Consider the following 16865-nt stretch of genomic DNA (forward strand, 5'->3'; position numbering starts at 1 on the left):
AATTTCAGCTCCGTGGAGCCGTCCTCGTCCTTCGACAAGCTCAGGATGAGGACTACTGCGGCTTGAGTGAAAACCTCACCCTGAGCCTGTCGAAGGGCGGGGCTTTCAGGCTCAGGCCTTGACCAGCTGGCCGCAGATGAAGGCGTCCTCGCCGGCGTTCAGCAGGGCGGCCAGGACAGGCTCAGCGTCGGCTTGCGCCACGATGATGATGAAGCCGACACCGCAGTTGAACGTACGGCGCATCTCGTGCTCGGAGACGCCGCCCACCTTGGCCATCCACTCGAACACCGGGGGCATGGCCCAGGCGTTCCAGTCGAACTCGGCGGCCAGGCCCTCGGCGATGGCGCGGGGCGGGTTCTCGATCAGGCCGCCGCCGGTGATGTGGGCGCCGCCCTTGACGCGACCCGACTGCAGCAGCGGCAGCAGCGACTTCACATAGATACGGGTCGGGGCCATCAGTGCCTCGGCCAGGGTCTTGCCGTCTTCAAACGGGCAGGGCGCGTCCCAGGCCAGGCCCGAGCGCTCGACCACGCGGCGCACCAGCGAATAGCCGTTGGAATGCGGACCCGACGAGCCCAGACCGATGATGATGTCGCCGGCGCGTTGCTTGTCCAGCTTGGGAAGGACGTCGTCGCGGTCGACCGCGCCGACCGAGAAGCCGGCCAGGTCATACTCGCCGTCGCTATACATGCCCGGCATCTCGGCGGTCTCGCCGCCCACCAGGGCCGCACCGGCCAGCTTGCAGCCCTCGGCGATGCCGGCGACGACGCTCTTGGCGACCTCGATGTCCAGCTTGCCGGTGGCGAAATAGTCCAGGAACATCAGCGGCTCGGCGCCTTGCGCCAGCAGGTCGTTGACGCACATGGCGACCAGATCGATGCCGACCGTGGCGTGCATGCCCGCGTCGATGGCGATGCGCAGCTTGGTGCCGACGCCGTCGGTGGTGGTGACCAGCAGCGGATCGTCATAGCCGGCGGCCTTCAGGTCGAACAGCGCGCCGAAGCCGCCCAGGCTGGCTTCCGCGCCGGGGCGGCGGGTGGCTTTCGCCAGCGGCTTGATAGCGTCCACCAGGGCGTTGCCCGCGTCGATATCGACACCCGCCTGGGCGTAGGTAAGGCCGTTCGGCTGATCGCTCATGGTCGCTCTGGCGCTCGCTCTGGTCTATCGGAGGGCGGTGAGCCGTCCGAACACGCGGAAAATTTGCTTTCCCGAGACGCTGGGCGCGTCTTGACGCTTGCAGACTCGGGGGTGCGCGAGGCTATTAGCAGCCGATGAAGCCGATCACCACTACCGCCGAGCTGGCGGCGTTCTGTAATGCGCTCGCGGGCGAGCCTTTCGTCGCCGTCGACACCGAGTTCATGCGCGAGACGACCTACTGGCCCAAGTTGTGCCTGATCCAGGTCGCCTCGCCCACGCACGAAGCCGTCATCGATCCGCTGGCCGAGGGCATCGACCTTGAGCCGCTGCTGGCCGTCATGCGCGACACGAGCATCCTCAAGGTGTTCCACGCCGCCCGCCAGGATGTCGAGATCTTCAACAACCTGAAGGCCATGCCGAGGCCGCTGTTCGACACCCAGGTGGCGGGCATGGCGGCGGGCTTCGGCGAACAGATCGCCTATGACGCCCTGGTCCGCCAGATGCTGCGCATCGATCTCGACAAGTCCAGCCGGTTCACCGACTGGGCCCGACGGCCGCTCAGCGAAGCCCAGCTGACCTACGCCCTGGCCGACGTCACCCACCTGGCCGCCCTGTTCCCGACCCTGCGCGAGCGCCTCGAAACCTCGGGCCGTCTGGCCTGGGTCGAGGAAGAGATGACCGCCATCTCGGATCCGGCCGCCTACGACGTCGATCCCGAGAAGGCCTGGCGTCGCCTGCGTCCGCGCAAGACCGCGTCGAAGTATCTGGCGGTCTTCAAGGCCGTCGCCGCCTGGCGCGAGCGCACCGCCCAGAACCGCGACCAACCGCGCGGCCGGATCCTGAAGGACGAGGCCATCGACGAGCTGGCCACCCAGGCGCCGACCAGCCTGGAGGCGCTGAACAATCTGCGCGGCGTGCCCAAGGGCTTCGGCGGCAGCAAGTTCGGCCCGGACCTGCTGGCCGCGATCAAGGTTGCCCTGGCCGATCCCGAGGGCTACGCTCCGGTCATGGACAGGGCCGGTCCGCCGCCGCCGCAAAACGCCGGCGCCGTGGTCGAACTGCTCAAGGTGCTGCTGAAGGCGCGGGCGGAGGAGGCGGGGGTCGCCTCCAAGCTGATCGCCACGGTCTCGGACCTGGAGAAGATCGCCGCCGACGATAACGCCGCCACCCCGGCCCTGGTCGGCTGGCGCCGCGACGCCTTCGGGGCCGACGCCCTGAAGATCAAGCGTGGCGAACTTGCCCTGGTGCTGGACGGCGCCAAGGTCCGTGTCGTCGAGGTGCGCCGCGCGCCGAAGAGCGAATAGGGCCGCCACCCGACGTTCTTGAGGGGCGAGGGCGTGGCTACCGCTGAGGTTGTCGCGCTCTCCGCTACCCGGAACGGGCCATTTTCCCGTGCGTGCAAAGGTTTGCTGGCGTAAAAGGCCGCGACGTGCGGACTCTCTCGGGAGTAGAGCGCGCCGTGTACGGGGGTTGCGTTGAGTGCATTCTGGGAGAACCTGGCGGACTCCTACCGCCCCGCCGCGGTTTCGCGGCGTCGCCTGATCCCCCTCCGGCTCGTGGTCGTCCTGGTCCTCTGCGCGATGGCGCTGGTGTGGCCGCGCCTGCACTTCCTGCTTGCCTGGTCGGGCGTCTTCGTCGTCGTCCAGGCCGCCAAATTCCTGGCCTTGCGCCATTTCCTGAACGAGGCGGCCCCCGGACGCGCCGTCGCGCTAAATCTCGTCAGCGATTTCCTGATGGCGACGATCTTTGGCTGGCTGGCCATTCCGCTTTGGGCGATGGACACCCAGATGGGCGCGGCCGGCGCGGTCTTGCTGCTGTCCGGCTCGATCTTCACCGCCCTGATGGGCGCGGAGGGCTGCCTCGTCGCCTTCGTCGCGGCGGCGGCCCCTCACATCGCCTATCTGTTCGTCACGCCGCTGGTCGCTGGTGACGCGCAAGATCCGGTCACCGTCTACTTCCTGATCGGGTGCGGCCTGTTCTGCCTGACCTTGTCGATGGTCTTCCTGTGGTCTGAGCGGGCCATCGCCGCCGAGCGCGCCGCGAGGCGGGCGGCTGAGCGCCAGACGGCGGCCAAGTCGGCCTTCATCGCCATGGTCAGCCACGAGCTGCGCACCCCGATCAACGCCATCCTGAACGGCGCGGCGGCCCTGGATAGAGACGGCGCAGCCGCCCTGGTCACCGACGCCGGGCTGATGATGCGGGCCCTGCTCAACGACCTGCTGGACCTGTCAAAGATCGAGGCCGGCCGCATGGGCGTCGAGGTGGTCGACTACGACCTGCCGGCCGTGGTCGGCGACGCCGTCGAGTTCTGGCGCTGCGCCGCGGCGGCCAAGAGCGTCGCGCTGACCCTGACCGGCGTCGAGACCCTGCCGCGCTGGGTGCGGGGCGATCCGATGCGCACGCGCCAGATCCTAAACAACCTGCTCAGCAACGCCATCAAGTTCACGCCCGAGGGCAGGGGGAATGGACCGGGCGAGGTGACCGTCGACGTCCGCGTCGAGCGCGAGCGGCCGCGCCAGGTGGCCATCGTCGTGCGCGACACCGGCCCCGGCCTGAAGGACGACCAGATCGAGCGCCTGTTCAGCCCCTACGAGCAACTGGGCGCCGAGACCGCCCGGGCCTTCGGCGGCACGGGTCTTGGCCTGTCGATCAGCCGCGACCTGGCTCGGCTGATGGGCGGCGAGCTGACGGCCGCCAATGTTCCGGACGGCGGCGCGCGCTTCACCCTGCGCCTGCCCGCGCCCGAGGGCGCTGCGCCCGTCGAGCCGCCCGAGGACGATGTCCAGGCCCTGGCCGTGCGCGACGAGGCGCCGGTGATCCTGGTCGTCGATGACCACGACATCAACCGCCGCGCCCTGCGCCAGATGCTGGAGGCGTTCGGCGCGCGCGTGGAAACCGCCGAGGACGCCCAGGCGGCCCTGCTGGCGGCCGAGCGGCAGATCTTCGACGCCATCCTGATGGACGTCCGCATGCCCGGCATGGACGGGCTGGAGGCCTCCCGCCGCCTGCGCGAGGACGGCGCCAACCGGCTGACGCCGATCATCGCCGTCACCGGCGGCGCCTCGCCTGCGGAGGTCGCCGCCTGCCGCGAGGCGGGCATGACGGGGTGGGTGGAAAAGCCGGTGAATCCGCGCGATCTCTACAAGGCCCTGTTCGGCTAGGACCCGCCACTTCGCCCCTTTTTCGGCGCATATCACGGGCGTTGTCGCTAGAAGAAGACCGGACGGAACGAGTCGCTGCGTGCGCCTCGCCGTGATCGGTTTCCAATCCAGTTCAAGAGTTTACGCGCCGTGTCGAGGATCTGGCAGAGCGAGTGGGAAAAGCGTCGGCGCCTGAAATGGATCGCCGGCGGCGCGGCGGGCCTTGTCCTGGTCGGCGGCCTGGCGACCCTACCGTTTCTGAAGAAGGCCCCCAAGGCGGTGTCCGAGGCGATCGAGCAGGCGGCGCTGAACACCCCGGAGAAGCCGTCCGCCTGGCATGGCGATATCGACTACGACGCCCTGAACGCCCGCATCACGGCCATGGCCGCCGACAAGACCATGGAAGGCCTGGCCGTGGCCGTGGTCGAGAAGGGGCGACTGTCTTTTGTCCACGGCTATGGCCGCACCACCGAAGGCGGCGACAAGGTCGACTCCCGCACCGTGTTCCGATGGGCCTCGCTGTCCAAGACCGTTTCGTCGACCCTCAGCGCCCGGCTGGCGGCTGATGGAGCCCTGTCGCTGACCGAGCCGCTGGTGGCCTTCAACACCAGCCTGCGCCTGCCGGGCGACGCCCAGAACACCCTGACGGTCGAGGACCTGCTGTCGCAGCGCACGGGCCTGGGCAAGAACGCCTATGACGGTCAGCTGGAGGACGGCGTCGATCCGGCCAAGATCCGGGGCTCATATGGCGCGCTGAAGACGGTCTGTCCGCCCGGCACCTGCCACAGCTACCAGAACGTCGCCTATGACACGATCACCGAGGTCATCCAGGGCAAGACGGGCGAGCCCTATGCCGCCACGGTGCAGCGTAAGCTGTTCGGCCCGCTGGGCATGACCGGCGCCTCGATCGGCATGGCCGGCCTGACCTCGGCCGAGCACTGGGCCCGGCCCCACGACCGCGCCCGACGGGAGCTGAAGTTGTCCGACGCCTATTACCGCGTGCCCGCGGCGGCCGGCGTCAACTCGACGATCGTCGACCTGGCTGCCTGGATGCAGGCCCAGATGGGCCTCAAGCCGGACGTCCTGTCGTCGACGGTCCTGGACGAGGTGCAGCGCCCCCGCGTCGCCACCGGGCGGCCCTATGGCCGCCTGAACATCGCCCGCGAGCTGAAGAACCCGGCCTATGGCCTGGGCATGCGCAGCTTCACCTACAAGGGTCACCGCCTGATCGGCCACAGCGGCGGGGTCTCGGGCTATCGCTCGACCATGATGTTCGACCCGGCGACCAAGACGGGCATCGTCATGCTGTGGAACAGCGACGCCAACCTGCCTTTCCGCTTCCAGGGCGAGTTCTTCGACCGCGTCTACCGGATCCCGTTCACGGACTATCTAGACCTGGACTCGGGTCAGCCGGGCGCGGAGGCCTCGCTGTCGGACTGAATCTTCCTTCTCCCCTTGCGGGAGAAGGTGTCGCCGTCGGCGACGGATGAGGGGTTGATAGACCTGTCGGCTTGGCGCTCGGTCTATCTGTCTAGCGGCGGCGTCTTTCTTCGACCCCTCACCCGACCCGCTGCGCGGGCCACCCTCTCCCGCAGGGGGAGAGGGAAATCTCTTAGCGCTGCGCGAGTTGGCTCAATGCGCCGCCGGCGGCCAGGCCCAGGGCGCAGAAGACGCCGAGGTGGAAGACGACGCCGATGGCGACGGTGCGGCGGACCGACCAGGTGTTCTCCTGAGCGAAGACGCGGCTGATTTCCGATTGCAGGGTGCGGGCGGCGCTGGCCACCGGCGCGTCGTGATCGTTGGCGACGTGGAGTTCGGGGCGCTTGCGGGCGTTGGGAGCCGGAGCGATAGCATCCAGGTAGTCGACCTTACGCTTCAACATCACTGACCTCCGTTTATTTCGTTGAGGTCACGCTACGTAAGTAGTGCTAACAAAATGTGCAGTGTCGATGCCGATAGTGTGCGACAACTTGTCGATTTCCCCGTATCGGGGAATTTCAGAGCCGGTTAAGCATAAGTCCCCGCTCGTCTATACCTGAGTTTACGCCGCGATAATCTTTGTCTTCAGGTTCAGGTGTTGGGCGGCGGTATTGGCGCGCTTGCTGGTCTGTTCGCCCAGCAGCAGATTGGCATAGCCGGGCTCTGCCGCCAGGATCAGATGCGTCTTGTCCAGGGTCAGGCGCGAGCGGGCCAGCAGGCTGGGGCTGCGGCCCGAGAGGTCACAGGCCAGGCGGATCGTGGCGCCCAAGGCGCGGGCCCGCTTCAACTGGACGGGGGTGAGCAGGCGCTCCAGGGTCGGCAGTTCGGGCGGGTGGAAGTTGGTGGCGTGGCGGGCATGCGAGGCGACGGCCACAAAGCAGCGCTCGGCGTGGTTCTGGCCGGCGATCGGGGCGCGCAGCACCTGTTCGAACACCAGGTCGGCCCGATGGTCCGGGTGCAGGCGCGCGCCGACGTCCGACAGGCGGCAGGCGGCCGAGACCAGTATGCCGTCGCGTTCGCCGAACAGCGGCGGCAGATTGCGGAAGGCAGGGGCGATCCAGGCGTCCAGGGCCGGGCCAAGGTCGTCGGCGACGCCTTGGCGATGGCCCAGAGCGTAACAGCCCTCGATCAGCGGATCCAGGCCCCGCACGCGCGGCGGCATGGCCTCGAACAGCAGGCCCTCGCGCACGCCATAGGCCGAGATCTCGATGCGCTTGAGGTGCAGTTGCTCGATCAGGGCCTCCAGCACGACGGCGGCGTAGGGCAGGGTCTCCGAGCGTTTCTTGCTCATGCCCTCGATGCGTTCGAGCGAGCTCTTGGACTGGTGGGCGACCAGGCGGGCGGCGTCGAGGGCCTCGCTGGCGCTGATCTCGTACTGGTGGACGACATGCAGCGGGTAACCGGACAGCCGCATGTGCAGCAGGGCGAGATTGCGCCAGGCGCCGCCCACGGCATGAAAGGTGTCGCTGCGGAAGTCGGCGGCGACGGGGGCCAGGCGCTCGCGGGCCAGGCGGCGGACGCGCTCGCCGTCGAAGACGCTACCCGCGGCGCCATTGGGTCCGGCCAGGCTGAACGGGCCCAGGGGCAGGGTCACGCCGCGGCCCGCGCCGGTGGACGAAAGTCGCACGAGTTCCAGGCTGGCGCCGCCCAGGTCGCCGACCACGCCCTCGGCGTCCGGGGCGCCGGCCAGCACGCCGACGGCGGCGTAGTGGGCCTCTTCCTCGCCGCTCAGCACCCGGACGGTGAAGCCAGTCTCGTTGCGGACGCGATCGATGAAGTCCTGGCCGTCCTTGGCGTCGCGGGCGGCGGCGGTGGCGACGACGAAGGTCTCGGCCGGATTGACCGCTTCCAGCACGGCGCGGAAGCGCTTCAGCGCCTGCAGGGTCTGGATGACGCCCTCGGGCGACAGGCTGCCGGTCTTGGCCAGGTCGCGGCCGAGGCCCGCCAGGACCTTCTCGTTGAAGACCGTCCAGATGGCGCGGCCTTCCAGCCGGTACACCACGAGGCGGACCGAGTTTGAACCGATATCGATCACAGCCGCGTCGCGCGGCGCCTGGAAGGGCATGGGGACGGTTTAGCGTATTCGCGGGTTGGGGGAAGCGGTCACGATCGTTTTCGATGGGGAAGAACGCGCGGAAAGGCTTGTCGGAAAACGCCTTGATGATTTTCGCTATTATTGCCCGGGTGATATTGACTCATATTATACCCGGGTAAATAAGGTGGCGATCTTTGAGAGGCTCCGCCGATGTCCGTTTCCCCCGATCCGCTTTGCCCCGATCAGCATCCCGGCGTCCGCAAGGCCTTGCGCGCCGCGTTCGGGACGGAGGTCCTCGACGGCTGGACGCCGGTGTCCGGCGGGCTGTCGGGGGCGGGGGTCTACAAGGTCCGGGTCGGCGGCATCGCCTATCTGCTGCGGGTCGAGACCGGGCGGGTCGGGGCTGGGCGCGACGGGCTGCGCGATCCGCATCGCGGCTATGCCTGTCTGAAGCTGGCCGCCCAGGCCTGCCTTGCGCCGCGCGTACGCTATGCCGATCCGGACGACGGGGTGGTGATCAGCGACTTCATCGAGGCCCGCTCCCTGGCCCTCGACTATGCCGGGACCCGCGCAGACCTCGTGGTCGAGCTGGCCCAGGCGGTGCGGGCGCTGCATGCCATCGAGGGCTTCCCGCCGCTGGTCGACTATCTGGACGGCCTCGACGCCCTGGTGGGCGAGGCGGCGCGCGCGGGCGTGGTCCCGGTCGGGGCCTTTGACGACTGGGCGCGGTTGCGGGCGGTGTGCAAGCGCCTGACGCCGCAGCTAGTGTCCAGCCATAACGACCTCAATCCCGGCAATCTCGTCTATGACGGCCGGCGCATCTGGCTGGTCGACTGGGAGGCGGCGTTCCGGGCCGACCGCTATGTCGACCTGGCCGCCATCGCCAACACTTACCCGGCCGATCCTGAGGGCGAGGCCCTGCTGCTGCGGACCTATTTCGGGCGCGAGGCTAGCGCGGCCGAGCGGGCGCGGCTGTGGCTGTTCCGGCAGGTCAGCCACGTCTTCCACGCGGCGGTGTTCGTCGCCGGCCTGAAGGGGAAGGTGAGGGCGGAGCGCCTGGACGGTCCGGACCTCGACTCCCTCCACCAGCGCCTGGCCCTCGGCGAGCCGCTGCTGGCGACGCCGGAGGGGCGGCTGGCCTATGGCCTGGCGCGGTTGCGGACGGTGGGGGCGAACCTGGCGTCCAGCGCCTTCGCCGAAGCCATAACCCTCGCACGCTGAGGTCCCGAAACCTCGCCCTTCGACAGGCTCATGGTGAGGTTTCTACTTTCGGCCCCAGCCATGATCCTCATCCTGAGCCTGTCGAAGGACGAGGATCACGCACGGCCTCAAGGATTCACCCGACACGCCACCGTGCGCCAGCGCTCGCCCTCGCGGCGGTGATAGCAGGTGCCGTAGCTGACCTGACGCCCGTGGGCGCGCTGGCCGCCCTTGGTCAGGGCCCAGGGCTCGGGGCCGAGCAGTAGCATGTCGGTGGTGTCGGCCTTAGCCGGGCACAGCCCCCACCAGCGGATGTGGTAGCCGCCGACCACGCCCGGGCCGTAGACCTGCGCCACCGCTTGAGCCTGGCGTTCGACACCGGGCGGGACGCCGAAGCGGTCGACGCCGGGGCGGGCGGGCAGGGCCTGGATCGCGCAAATCTCGGCCTGCCGCCCCGGCGCCGGTCCGCAAGCGGCCAGCAGTCCCAGGAGCGGCAGGACGAGAAGCGTCCTCAACGCTTGCGCTTGGTGCCGACGTGGTCGAAGGCCCGGGGCATGTCGTTGGTCTTGTGGCCGCGGCCCGACAGGCTGGGATTGGTCATGAAGTAGTCGTGGGCCGAGAAGGCGCCCTTGGTCTTCCAGGCCGGATCGCGGGCATAGTCGCCCTCGCTGTCGAGACGCCAGCTCTGGGCCTCGTCATTGAGGTTGGCGACCATGATCTGGTCCAGCACCTGCTGGTGCACGGTCGGGTTCTCCAGCGGCACCAGGGTCTCGACGCGGCGGTCCAGGTTGCGCGGCATCCAGTCGGCCGAGCTCATGAACAGGCGCGTCTGCGCGCTGGGCATCGCCGCGCCGTTGGCGAAGGCGATGATGCGCGCGTGCTCGAGGAAGCGGCCGACGATCGACTTGACCCGGATGTTCTCCGACAGCCCCTTGATCCCCGGACGCAGGCAGCAGATGCCGCGCACGACCAGCTCGATCTGCACGCCGGCCTGGCTGGCGGCGTAGAGGGCGTCGATGATCTGCGGGTCGACCACCGAGTTCATCTTGGCCCAGACGCCGGCGGGCTTGCCGGCCCGGGCGTTGTCGGCCTCGGCCGCGATCATCTTCAGCAGGTCCGGCTTCAGGGTCGTCGGCGAGAACGACAACCGCTCCAGATGGCCCGGCTGGGCGTAGCCGGTGATGAAGTTGAACAGCTTGCCGCCGTCGCGGCCCAGGGCCGGATCGCAGGTGAACAGGCTGAGGTCCGTATAGATCCGCGCCGTCTGCGGGTGATAGTTGCCGGTGCCGAAGTGGCAGTAGGTGCGCAGGCCCTCGCCCTCGCGGCGCACCACCACCGACAGCTTGGCGTGGGTCTTCCAGTCGACGAAGCCGAACACCACGTGCACGCCCGCCCGCTCCAGGTCGCGCGCCCACTTGAGGTTATTCTCCTCGTCGAAGCGCGCCTTGATCTCGACCAGGGCCGTGACGTTCTTGCCGTTGTCGGCCGCCTCGATCAGGGCCGCCACGATCGGGCTGTCCTTGGAGGTGCGGTACAGCGTCTGCTTGATCGCCAGCACGTTCGGATCGCGCGCGGCCTGGCGGATGAACTGCACCACCACGTCGAAGCTCTCGAACGGGTGGTGAACCAGGATGTCCTTCTCGCGGATCGCCGCGAAGCAGTCGCCGCCGTGGTCGCGCACGCGCTCGGGGAAGCGGGCGTTGTAGGGCGGGAACTTCAGGTCCGGACGGTCCGGCGGGATCAGCTCCGACATCTGGGCCAGACCCAGCTTGCCGTCGACCAGGATCACGTCCTCCGGTTCGGCGCGCAGGCCCTCGATGATGAACTCGCGCAGGTCCGGCGGCATGGTGGTCTGGATCTTGACCCGCACCACGCGGCCCAGGCGACGCTTCTTCAGCCGCGCCTCGAACTCGCGCACCAGGTCCTCGGCCTCTTCCTCGATCTCAAGATCGCTGTCGCGGTTCAGGCGGAACAGGCCCCGGCCCTCGACCTCGTAGCCGGGGAACAGGTGGTCCAAAAACAGGATGATGAAGCTTTCCAGCGCCATGATCTTGCGCTGGCGCTTGCGGCCGCGCGAGACGACCGAGGACAGCTCCCAGAACCGCCGCACCTGCGAGGGGATCGGCGCCAGGGCGTACAGGTGCTTGTCGTCGGCGATGCGCCGCAGCTTCAGCGCCAGGCAGAAGCCCAGGTTCGGGATGAACGGGAACGGATGGGCCGGGTCGATGGCCAGCGGCGTCATCACCGGGAAGATCTGGTTGAGGAAGATCTCCTCGGCCTTGGCCCGATCCTCGGCCTCGATGTCCTTGGCGTCGAGCAGCTTCAGCCCCTCGTCCGACAGCTCGGTGCGGACCTGGCGCCAGATCTTCTGCTGCTCGCCCATCAGCTCGGCCGCCGAGGCGTTGATGCGCGCCAGCTGTTCGCCGGGCGTCAGGCCGTCCTGGCTGACCACCCGAACGCCCTCGCGCACCTGGCCCTTTAGGCCGGCCACGCGGACCATGTAGAATTCGTCGAGGTTGTTGGCCGAAATCGACAGGAACCGCAGCCGCTCCAGCAGCGGGTGGCGCGGATTGGCGCTCTCTTCCAGCACCCGCTGATTGAAGGCCAGCCACGAGGTCTCGCGGTTGAAGAACCGCTCCGGCGAAGCCAGCAGCTCGGCGTCGAGCGTCAGGCCGGTCTGCGGGGCGGGGATCTCGGGCGCGGCGGGGGCCAGCGGCGCGAGTTGCGGCGTCGGAGTCGGAAGGGCGGCGGCGTCGGTCATGGGCCTCAGTCTAGCGCAGAGTTTTCCGCAGGGTGAACGCCCAATGGTGAAGGAATGGCGTGACGCGGTGACGACAGTGAGTGTGCTGAGCAATCAAAGCCTGTCCGCATACCCTATAACCGCTCATCCCCGCGAAAGCGGGGACCCAAGCCGAGTTCGGGGTATTCCCACGGCGTCAAGAGCATCCGAATCCGCTTGGGTCCCCGCTTTCGCGGGGATGAGCGGGGTTTATTCGGACTCCCCCTCGAACGCCCCCAGCACTTCCCGCGCCAAGGCCTTGTTCATCTCGCGATGCCCGTCGGCCGCCGCCTCGGACAGCAGGGCCGCCGCCGCCTGGGCCTCGGCCGCCGAGCGGGGCAGGCGCGCGACCAGATAGGGATAGAGGTCCGGCTCGGGGTTCCAGAACGCCGCCGCGAAGGCCCGCTTCAGCACCGCCGCCAGCACCTGGTCGTCGGGCTCGTCGATCAAGGCTGCCGACAGGGCGTTGAGCCGCGAGCGCAGGTCGGGCACGCCGGCGTCCCAGCCCAGCGGCGGCGTGCGGCCGGTCAGCAGCACGGTCCCGCCGTCGACCCCGGCCATGTTGAGGATGTGGAACAGGGCCTCGTCATTAAGCGTGGAACTGTCCGATCTCCGGTCGGCGTCCTCGACCAGCACGGCCCGGCCGCGCAGGGGCGCCAGGTCCACGGGCGGGGCCAGCGGATCGGCCGCCTCGACCGTCACCGCCCCGACGGCCCGCGCCCAGTCCCGCGCCAGGTGGGTCTTGCCGCACCCGGACGGCCCGATCAGCGCCAGCCGCCCCTCGGCCCAGTCCGGCCAGCCATCCAGCCGCGCCACCGCCGCCGCATTGCTCGGCGAGACGGCGAAGTCCTCCCGGGCATAGGTCGGCGGCGCGGCGAGCGGCAGTTTGAACTGGGTGGACAATCCCGAGGGTCCGGCGTGGTGAACGTCAGGGTAGGGATATAGGCCGATGGGGCGGGAAGGGCGAGGTGAGGGGGCTGGGGATAGTGGGGATTAGGACTGAAGTAATGTGGATAGACATAAGGTTTGACACCAGAAGGCATCCGCATATCTGTGTCCCGATGGTGCCCAGGCGCTACAGCTATTCATCTACGGTGTGTCATGAACCTTGCTCTCAAAAGTTTTGAAATAAGGGGGTTTAAGGGCTTCGAGCATCTGCGCTTTGGTTCGTTCTCACAAGTAAACCTTTTGGTAGGTAAGAATAATACCGGCAAAACCTCTATTCTCGAGGCGATACGAATTCTTGTTTCTCCGGATCCGTGGATTGGTATCGCTGAAATTTTGGCAAAGCGGGACGAGTTTCAAATTCGTCGACGTAGGAAGCGCGCGACTGCTCCAGCAGTTGGAGACTACCCCCTCGCATTTGAGGCCCTCTTCTACGGTCGCCCCGATGTGGATGTGGGGCCTAGATTTTCGCTCGGGGCAGTTGGTGAGAGGCCTCTAGAGGTAAGTTTGGTTTGGGTGAGACGCATCGAAAATTTGACGGACGGTCAGATTCGATACGCCGCAGTATCCGACGAGGGTGAGGCTCGGCTGGACCCCGATGTGGTGTCAGGTCTGTGCTTCGATAGAGGCTATCGATTGCTAATGCCGCTGGAGCGAATTGAGCGCTGGGGTAGGCGGCGCTTCAGAGAAGAAAATAGCAATATAATATATCTAGCATCATCTGGCATGGCTTTCGATGAGCTTGGGAGAATATGGGATGCTGTAGCTCTAACTGCGGATGAGGATGTTGTTGTCGAGGTTCTAAGAATTATTGAGCCGAGACTGGAGAAACTAGTTCTCGTACAGTCGCCTCGTTCTAGTGAGCGCCTTCTCATGGCGAAGCTATCGAGCTTTCCCGAGCCCATTCCCTTTAGATCGTTGGGGGAGGGCATTTTCCACGTCTTGAGCATAATTCTTGCCCTCATAAAGGCTAGATCGGGCGTTCTCCTTATAGATGAAATCGAAAATGGAATTCATTTTTCGGTTCAGATGTATCTTTGGGCTGTCGTGATAAGTTTCGCGAAGGCGTGGAATGTTCAAGTTTTCTCGACCACGCATAGCTGGGATTGTGTGACGGGCTTTGCTGCCGCGCTCTCTCAAGAGCGTGGAGACGGTGCGCTGTTTCGACTGGAAGGAGAGGCGGGCAATATAACAGCCATACCCTTCGACAGCGACGAACTCCGTTTGGTCTCACACGAGCATATCGAGGTTCGATAGTCATGAGCCAGTATTTGCTCGTGGAGGGCAACGATGACTCCCACGTTATTTGGAGCCTTTTGGAAAAGCACAAAGTGGACGAGAATTTCTCCGTTCTCGATAAAAAGGGTATTGAAAAGCTCCTGCAGGTTCTCCCTGTGCAGCTAAAGTCCAGCGGAGTGAAAAGCGTCGGGGTTGTTATTGACGCTGATGTGAATATTGCCGGTAGGTGGGCTAGCTTAAGATCGATAGCTTCCAGGGCGGGATATACTAAGTTCCCAGATGAACCACTCGCTGGCGGAACTATCGTGGAAGAAGAAGGGATGCCCCGCCTTGGTGCTTGGTTGATGCCTGATAATACCGCATCAGGAATGTTGGAGGATTTTGCGGCTTTCCTAATTCCTGGCGATGACAAACTTTTGGCGAGAGCCAGGTCTGCTTTGCAAGCGATCCCTCCAGATGACAAACGTTTTGTGGGTGCTCACGATAGTAAAGCGCTAATACATACTTGGCTTGCGTGGCAGGAAGATCCTGGAACTCCAATGGGCTTGGCAATTACCAAGAAATACTTGGATGGAGACTGTGAAAAGGCAGTTGAGTTTTCTACTTGGATGTCTAAGCTCTTTAGAAACTGATCTCCCCCGACCTCCTCGCCTGGCGCGCTGACCTCACCAAGCCCGCCGGCCCGCTGAACGGCCTCGCTCGGGCTGCCCAGACGCGGATCAACCGGATCATTCCGGAAAAGGTCCACGCCGCTATCACCGCCGCCATCGAGGGGATGACGCGGGCGTTGCTTACGGGCGCGGACTTCACCTTCCGCTTCCTTCTCCCCTTGCGGGAGAAGGTGGCGCGGAGCGCCGGATGAGGGGTTGATGGCGAGGTCCGCCGCTGGGGCGACCGCAGCGGGCCAGGCCGCGCGACCCCTCATCCGACCGCCTTCGGCGGCCACCTTCTCCCGCAAGGGGAGAAGGGGAGTTGAGGCGCTTTCGCCTTTTCCGCTAGCCCGCCAACACCCACCGCGCCACCAACAACACCACCCCCACCACAATCACCGGCCCGAACACCCGGAACGTGTGCCGCGTGCAGCGCTCCGGGAAGAAGGTGTCGTAGGGGCCGTCCTTGGTCGCGCCGTACTTCACGGCGACGGCGGTCAGGGGGCATTTGAAGCCGCAGGCGGCGAAGACGACGCTCTCGATCGCCGTCAGGCCCAGCGCGACCCACAGCCAGGGACCGCGCGCCCCGGTGATCCCGGCGGCCAGCACGACCAGGGCGGCGCTGGCCATCACCACATAGATCACCGTGTGGACGGCGCGGACGAGGGTCAGGCGCTTGGAGTCGGTCATGGCGGGAGGGTAGCGGATGGCGCTGGCGGGGCCATTGCGGAAACGCCCTTAAGCTTACCCACGCTTGTCATCCCGGCCGCAGCGAAGCGGAGAGCCGGGACCCAGGGGCCACTGCACTGCGCCGGCCCCTGGGTCCCGGACAAGCGCTGCGCGCTTCCGGGATGACAAGATGGGGCGGCCACCTTCTCCCGCGAGGCGAGAAGGGCTACCTCAGGGACATGCCCCTCTCCCCCGACCTCCTCGCCTGGCGCGCTGACCTCACCAAGCCCGCCGGGCCGCTGAACGGCATCGCCCGCGCCACCCAGCAGCGGATCAACCGGATCATTCCCGAAAAGGTCCACGCCGCCATCACCGCCGCCATCGAGGGGATGACGCGGGCGTTGCTGGTCGGGTCGGACTTCACGACCGGCTCGCCGTTGGTCGGCCTGACCCTGGACGAGCGCCGGGCCAGGGCGGCCAAGGCGATCGACGGCTGGAAGAAGGCGGCGGCGGCCGAGGGCGGGGTCACCGGGTTCGGGGGCTTCCTGGCGGCGGCGGCCGACTTCCCGCTGCTGATGAGCTTCAAGATCAAGCTCTTGTTCGAGATCGCCGCCGTGTTCGGCCACGACGGGACGGCGCTGCCCGAGCGGCTCTATATCCTGCACATTTTTGAGTTGGCGTTTTCGGACGGCGTCCACCGCGCCCGGGTGCTGGCGGCCATGGACGACTGGGACGCCAAGCCCCATCCGGCCCACCTGGACGACTTCGACTGGCGGGCCTTCCAGCAGCAGTACCGCGACCACATCGATCTGGCCAAACTGGCCCAGTTCCTCCCCGTGGTCGGCGCGCCGCTGGGGGCCATTGTGAATTGGCGGCTGGTCGAGCGGCTGGGGCATACGGCGGTGATGGCGTATCGGATGCGGGCCGAGCAGGGGGCTTATGCTTCGACTGAGACGGGGGTTGCGCCCACCGGAAACCCTCTCTCATAGAGAGAGGGCGGGGCCCGCCGCGTAGCGGTGGGAGGGTGAGAGGTTTCACCGGTGGCCGGGGAAGCCTGGACCGTTCCGCCGCGCGTTTCGTCGGCGCCTTGTTCGGAGAGGGTGTAACCTCTCACCCTCCCACGCCGCAGGCGTGGGCCCCTCCCTCTCTCAAAGAGAGAGGGTTTCAGGTAAGGCGCCCTCGCGGGGATTGGGCGGCCTCTATCCCCGGCGTTCGCGGCGCCGAACCCCACGAAATCAGCCACTTCCAACTTTTTCGCGCCCCTGCATCATCGGCGTTGAATCCGCCCCGATACTCAGAGCTGTCCCCGTCGCGGGGGAGGGCGTTTGGATCCGGCCCAAGACGGCGGCGGGGGTAGGTTGAGCGGGGCCGCTGGCGGTTCCCGGAGGTTCGAAAGTCGCCCCGTCTGTACTCTTTAGGCAGATCGGTTGGCGAACGGGCAGTCTTCGGGGTTCAAGCCGACAGCGGAGCGACAGGGCGGTGATCGTACAAGCCGCCTATCGTGGATCGTCGGGGTCGAGACGGATGTAGCCGATCGACTTGGTCCGCGCCCGTCCGGGGGCAAATGGGGTCCCGAGCTGAAATACGCTCAC

At 66.8% G+C, this 16865-nt stretch carries 14 protein-coding genes and 4 pseudogenes; 10 read left to right on the forward strand and 8 right to left on the reverse strand.

Going from position 1 to position 16865, the window contains the following annotated elements; translation table 11 throughout:
* Positions 1 to 15: 15 nt before the first annotated feature.
* Together CSW62_RS27445 and purM are read right to left on the reverse strand one after the other, a co-directional pair.
* A pseudogene (locus CSW62_RS27445) lies at positions 16 to 101 on the reverse strand (hypothetical protein); the annotation flags it as partial.
* Positions 102 to 111: 10 nt separating this feature from the next.
* Positions 112 to 1137, reverse strand: coding sequence for a phosphoribosylformylglycinamidine cyclo-ligase (gene purM / locus CSW62_RS10375; RefSeq protein ID WP_099577511.1), 1026 nt, complete (start codon positions 1135 to 1137; stop codon positions 112 to 114).
* Positions 1138 to 1271: 134 nt separating this feature from the next.
* Here purM and rnd point away from each other — a divergent pair, with 134 nt between their 5' ends.
* From rnd to CSW62_RS26110, 4 genes and pseudogenes are all read left to right on the forward strand, one after another.
* Entirely contained in the window at positions 1272 to 2441 is a 1170-nt protein-coding gene (gene rnd / locus CSW62_RS10380) for a ribonuclease D (protein WP_099577513.1), read from the forward strand.
* Positions 2442 to 2612: 171 nt separating this feature from the next.
* Complete coding sequence (locus tag CSW62_RS10385; RefSeq protein ID WP_099577515.1) at positions 2613 to 4298, forward strand: ATP-binding protein; 1686 nt, start codon at positions 2613 to 2615, stop codon at positions 4296 to 4298.
* Between the two features lie 129 nt (positions 4299 to 4427).
* A complete protein-coding gene (locus CSW62_RS10390; RefSeq protein ID WP_199170566.1) occupies positions 4428 to 5717 on the forward strand; it encodes a serine hydrolase in 1290 nt (429 codons plus the stop codon).
* Positions 5718 to 5883: pseudogene (locus tag CSW62_RS26110) on the forward strand (hypothetical protein); the annotation flags it as partial.
* Positions 5884 to 5889: 6 nt separating this feature from the next.
* Here CSW62_RS26110 and CSW62_RS10395 read toward each other — a convergent pair.
* Positions 5890 to 6162: a hypothetical protein gene (locus CSW62_RS10395; RefSeq protein ID WP_099577517.1), complete on the reverse strand. Its 273-nt coding sequence runs from the start codon at positions 6160 to 6162 to the stop codon at positions 5890 to 5892.
* Positions 6163 to 6318: 156 nt separating this feature from the next.
* Positions 6319 to 7821 (reverse strand): Ppx/GppA phosphatase family protein, encoded by a 1503-nt coding sequence (locus tag CSW62_RS10400; RefSeq protein WP_099577520.1) that lies wholly within the window; start codon positions 7819 to 7821, stop codon positions 6319 to 6321.
* Positions 7822 to 8001: 180 nt separating this feature from the next.
* On the opposite strand from CSW62_RS10400, the gene CSW62_RS10405 reads away from it, so the two are divergent.
* Positions 8002 to 9012 (forward strand): phosphotransferase, encoded by a 1011-nt coding sequence (locus CSW62_RS10405; protein WP_099577522.1) that lies wholly within the window; start codon positions 8002 to 8004, stop codon positions 9010 to 9012.
* A gap of 107 nt (positions 9013 to 9119) precedes the next feature.
* On the opposite strand, the gene CSW62_RS10410 is transcribed toward CSW62_RS10405, so the two are convergent.
* The 3 genes from CSW62_RS10410 to CSW62_RS10420 form a co-directional block, all read right to left on the reverse strand.
* Positions 9120 to 9506 (reverse strand): hypothetical protein, encoded by a 387-nt coding sequence (locus CSW62_RS10410; protein ID WP_099577524.1) that lies wholly within the window; start codon positions 9504 to 9506, stop codon positions 9120 to 9122.
* Positions 9503 to 11752 (reverse strand): RNA degradosome polyphosphate kinase, encoded by a 2250-nt coding sequence (locus CSW62_RS10415; protein ID WP_233206656.1) that lies wholly within the window; start codon positions 11750 to 11752, stop codon positions 9503 to 9505. The genes CSW62_RS10410 and CSW62_RS10415 overlap by 4 nt, the downstream gene beginning before the upstream one ends.
* Before the next feature lie 228 nt (positions 11753 to 11980).
* Positions 11981 to 12673: a chromosomal replication initiator DnaA gene (locus CSW62_RS10420; RefSeq protein ID WP_099577526.1), complete on the reverse strand. Its 693-nt coding sequence runs from the start codon at positions 12671 to 12673 to the stop codon at positions 11981 to 11983.
* A gap of 198 nt (positions 12674 to 12871) precedes the next feature.
* Between CSW62_RS10420 and CSW62_RS10425 the strand changes: the two genes are divergently transcribed.
* The 3 genes and pseudogenes from CSW62_RS10425 to CSW62_RS10430 all read left to right on the forward strand — a co-directional run.
* The gene (locus tag CSW62_RS10425) at positions 12872 to 13972 is read left to right on the forward strand and encodes an ATP/GTP-binding protein (RefSeq protein ID WP_099577528.1); all 1101 of its coding nucleotides are present in this window, start codon (positions 12872 to 12874) and stop codon (positions 13970 to 13972) included.
* Positions 13973 to 13974: 2 nt separating this feature from the next.
* The gene (locus CSW62_RS26115; protein WP_143324367.1) at positions 13975 to 14586 is read left to right on the forward strand and encodes a DUF3226 domain-containing protein; all 612 of its coding nucleotides are present in this window, start codon (positions 13975 to 13977) and stop codon (positions 14584 to 14586) included.
* A pseudogene (locus CSW62_RS10430) lies at positions 14583 to 14765 on the forward strand (EcsC family protein); the annotation flags it as partial. The gene CSW62_RS26115 and the pseudogene CSW62_RS10430, both read left to right, overlap by 4 nt.
* Before the next feature lie 184 nt (positions 14766 to 14949).
* Here CSW62_RS10430 and CSW62_RS10435 read toward each other — a convergent pair.
* Positions 14950 to 15294 (reverse strand): hypothetical protein, encoded by a 345-nt coding sequence (locus tag CSW62_RS10435; RefSeq protein ID WP_099577530.1) that lies wholly within the window; start codon positions 15292 to 15294, stop codon positions 14950 to 14952.
* Positions 15295 to 15356: 62 nt separating this feature from the next.
* On the opposite strand from CSW62_RS10435, the pseudogene CSW62_RS26890 reads away from it, so the two are divergent.
* Both CSW62_RS26890 and CSW62_RS10445 read left to right on the forward strand, forming a co-directional pair.
* Positions 15357 to 15449: pseudogene (locus CSW62_RS26890) on the forward strand (hypothetical protein); the annotation flags it as partial.
* Positions 15450 to 15512: 63 nt separating this feature from the next.
* The gene (locus CSW62_RS10445) at positions 15513 to 16262 is read left to right on the forward strand and encodes an EcsC family protein (RefSeq protein WP_099577532.1); all 750 of its coding nucleotides are present in this window, start codon (positions 15513 to 15515) and stop codon (positions 16260 to 16262) included.
* The last annotated feature ends 603 nt before the right edge of the window (positions 16263 to 16865 follow it).

The sequence above is a fragment of the Caulobacter sp. FWC2 genome (assembly GCF_002742625.1).
GTDB lineage: Bacteria > Pseudomonadota > Alphaproteobacteria > Caulobacterales > Caulobacteraceae > Caulobacter.

Excerpts from the sequence above, each read along its gene's own strand:
- purM (WP_099577511.1), bottom strand. The coding sequence starts at position 1,137 with ATGAGCGATCAGCCGAACGGCCTTACCTACGCCCAGGCGGGTGTCGAT.
- rnd (WP_099577513.1), top strand. The coding sequence starts at position 1,272 with ATGAAGCCGATCACCACTACCGCCGAGCTGGCGGCGTTCTGTAATGCG.
- CSW62_RS10400 (WP_099577520.1), bottom strand. The coding sequence starts at position 7,821 with ATGCCCTTCCAGGCGCCGCGCGACGCGGCTGTGATCGATATCGGTTCA.
- CSW62_RS10405 (WP_099577522.1), top strand. The coding sequence starts at position 8,002 with ATGTCCGTTTCCCCCGATCCGCTTTGCCCCGATCAGCATCCCGGCGTC.
- CSW62_RS10415 (WP_233206656.1), bottom strand. The coding sequence starts at position 11,752 with ATGACCGACGCCGCCGCCCTTCCGACTCCGACGCCGCAACTCGCGCCG.
- CSW62_RS10425 (WP_099577528.1), top strand. The coding sequence starts at position 12,872 with ATGAACCTTGCTCTCAAAAGTTTTGAAATAAGGGGGTTTAAGGGCTTC.
- CSW62_RS26115 (WP_143324367.1), top strand. The coding sequence starts at position 13,975 with ATGAGCCAGTATTTGCTCGTGGAGGGCAACGATGACTCCCACGTTATT.
- CSW62_RS10435 (WP_099577530.1), bottom strand. The coding sequence starts at position 15,294 with ATGACCGACTCCAAGCGCCTGACCCTCGTCCGCGCCGTCCACACGGTG.
- CSW62_RS10445 (WP_099577532.1), top strand. The coding sequence starts at position 15,513 with ATGCCCCTCTCCCCCGACCTCCTCGCCTGGCGCGCTGACCTCACCAAG.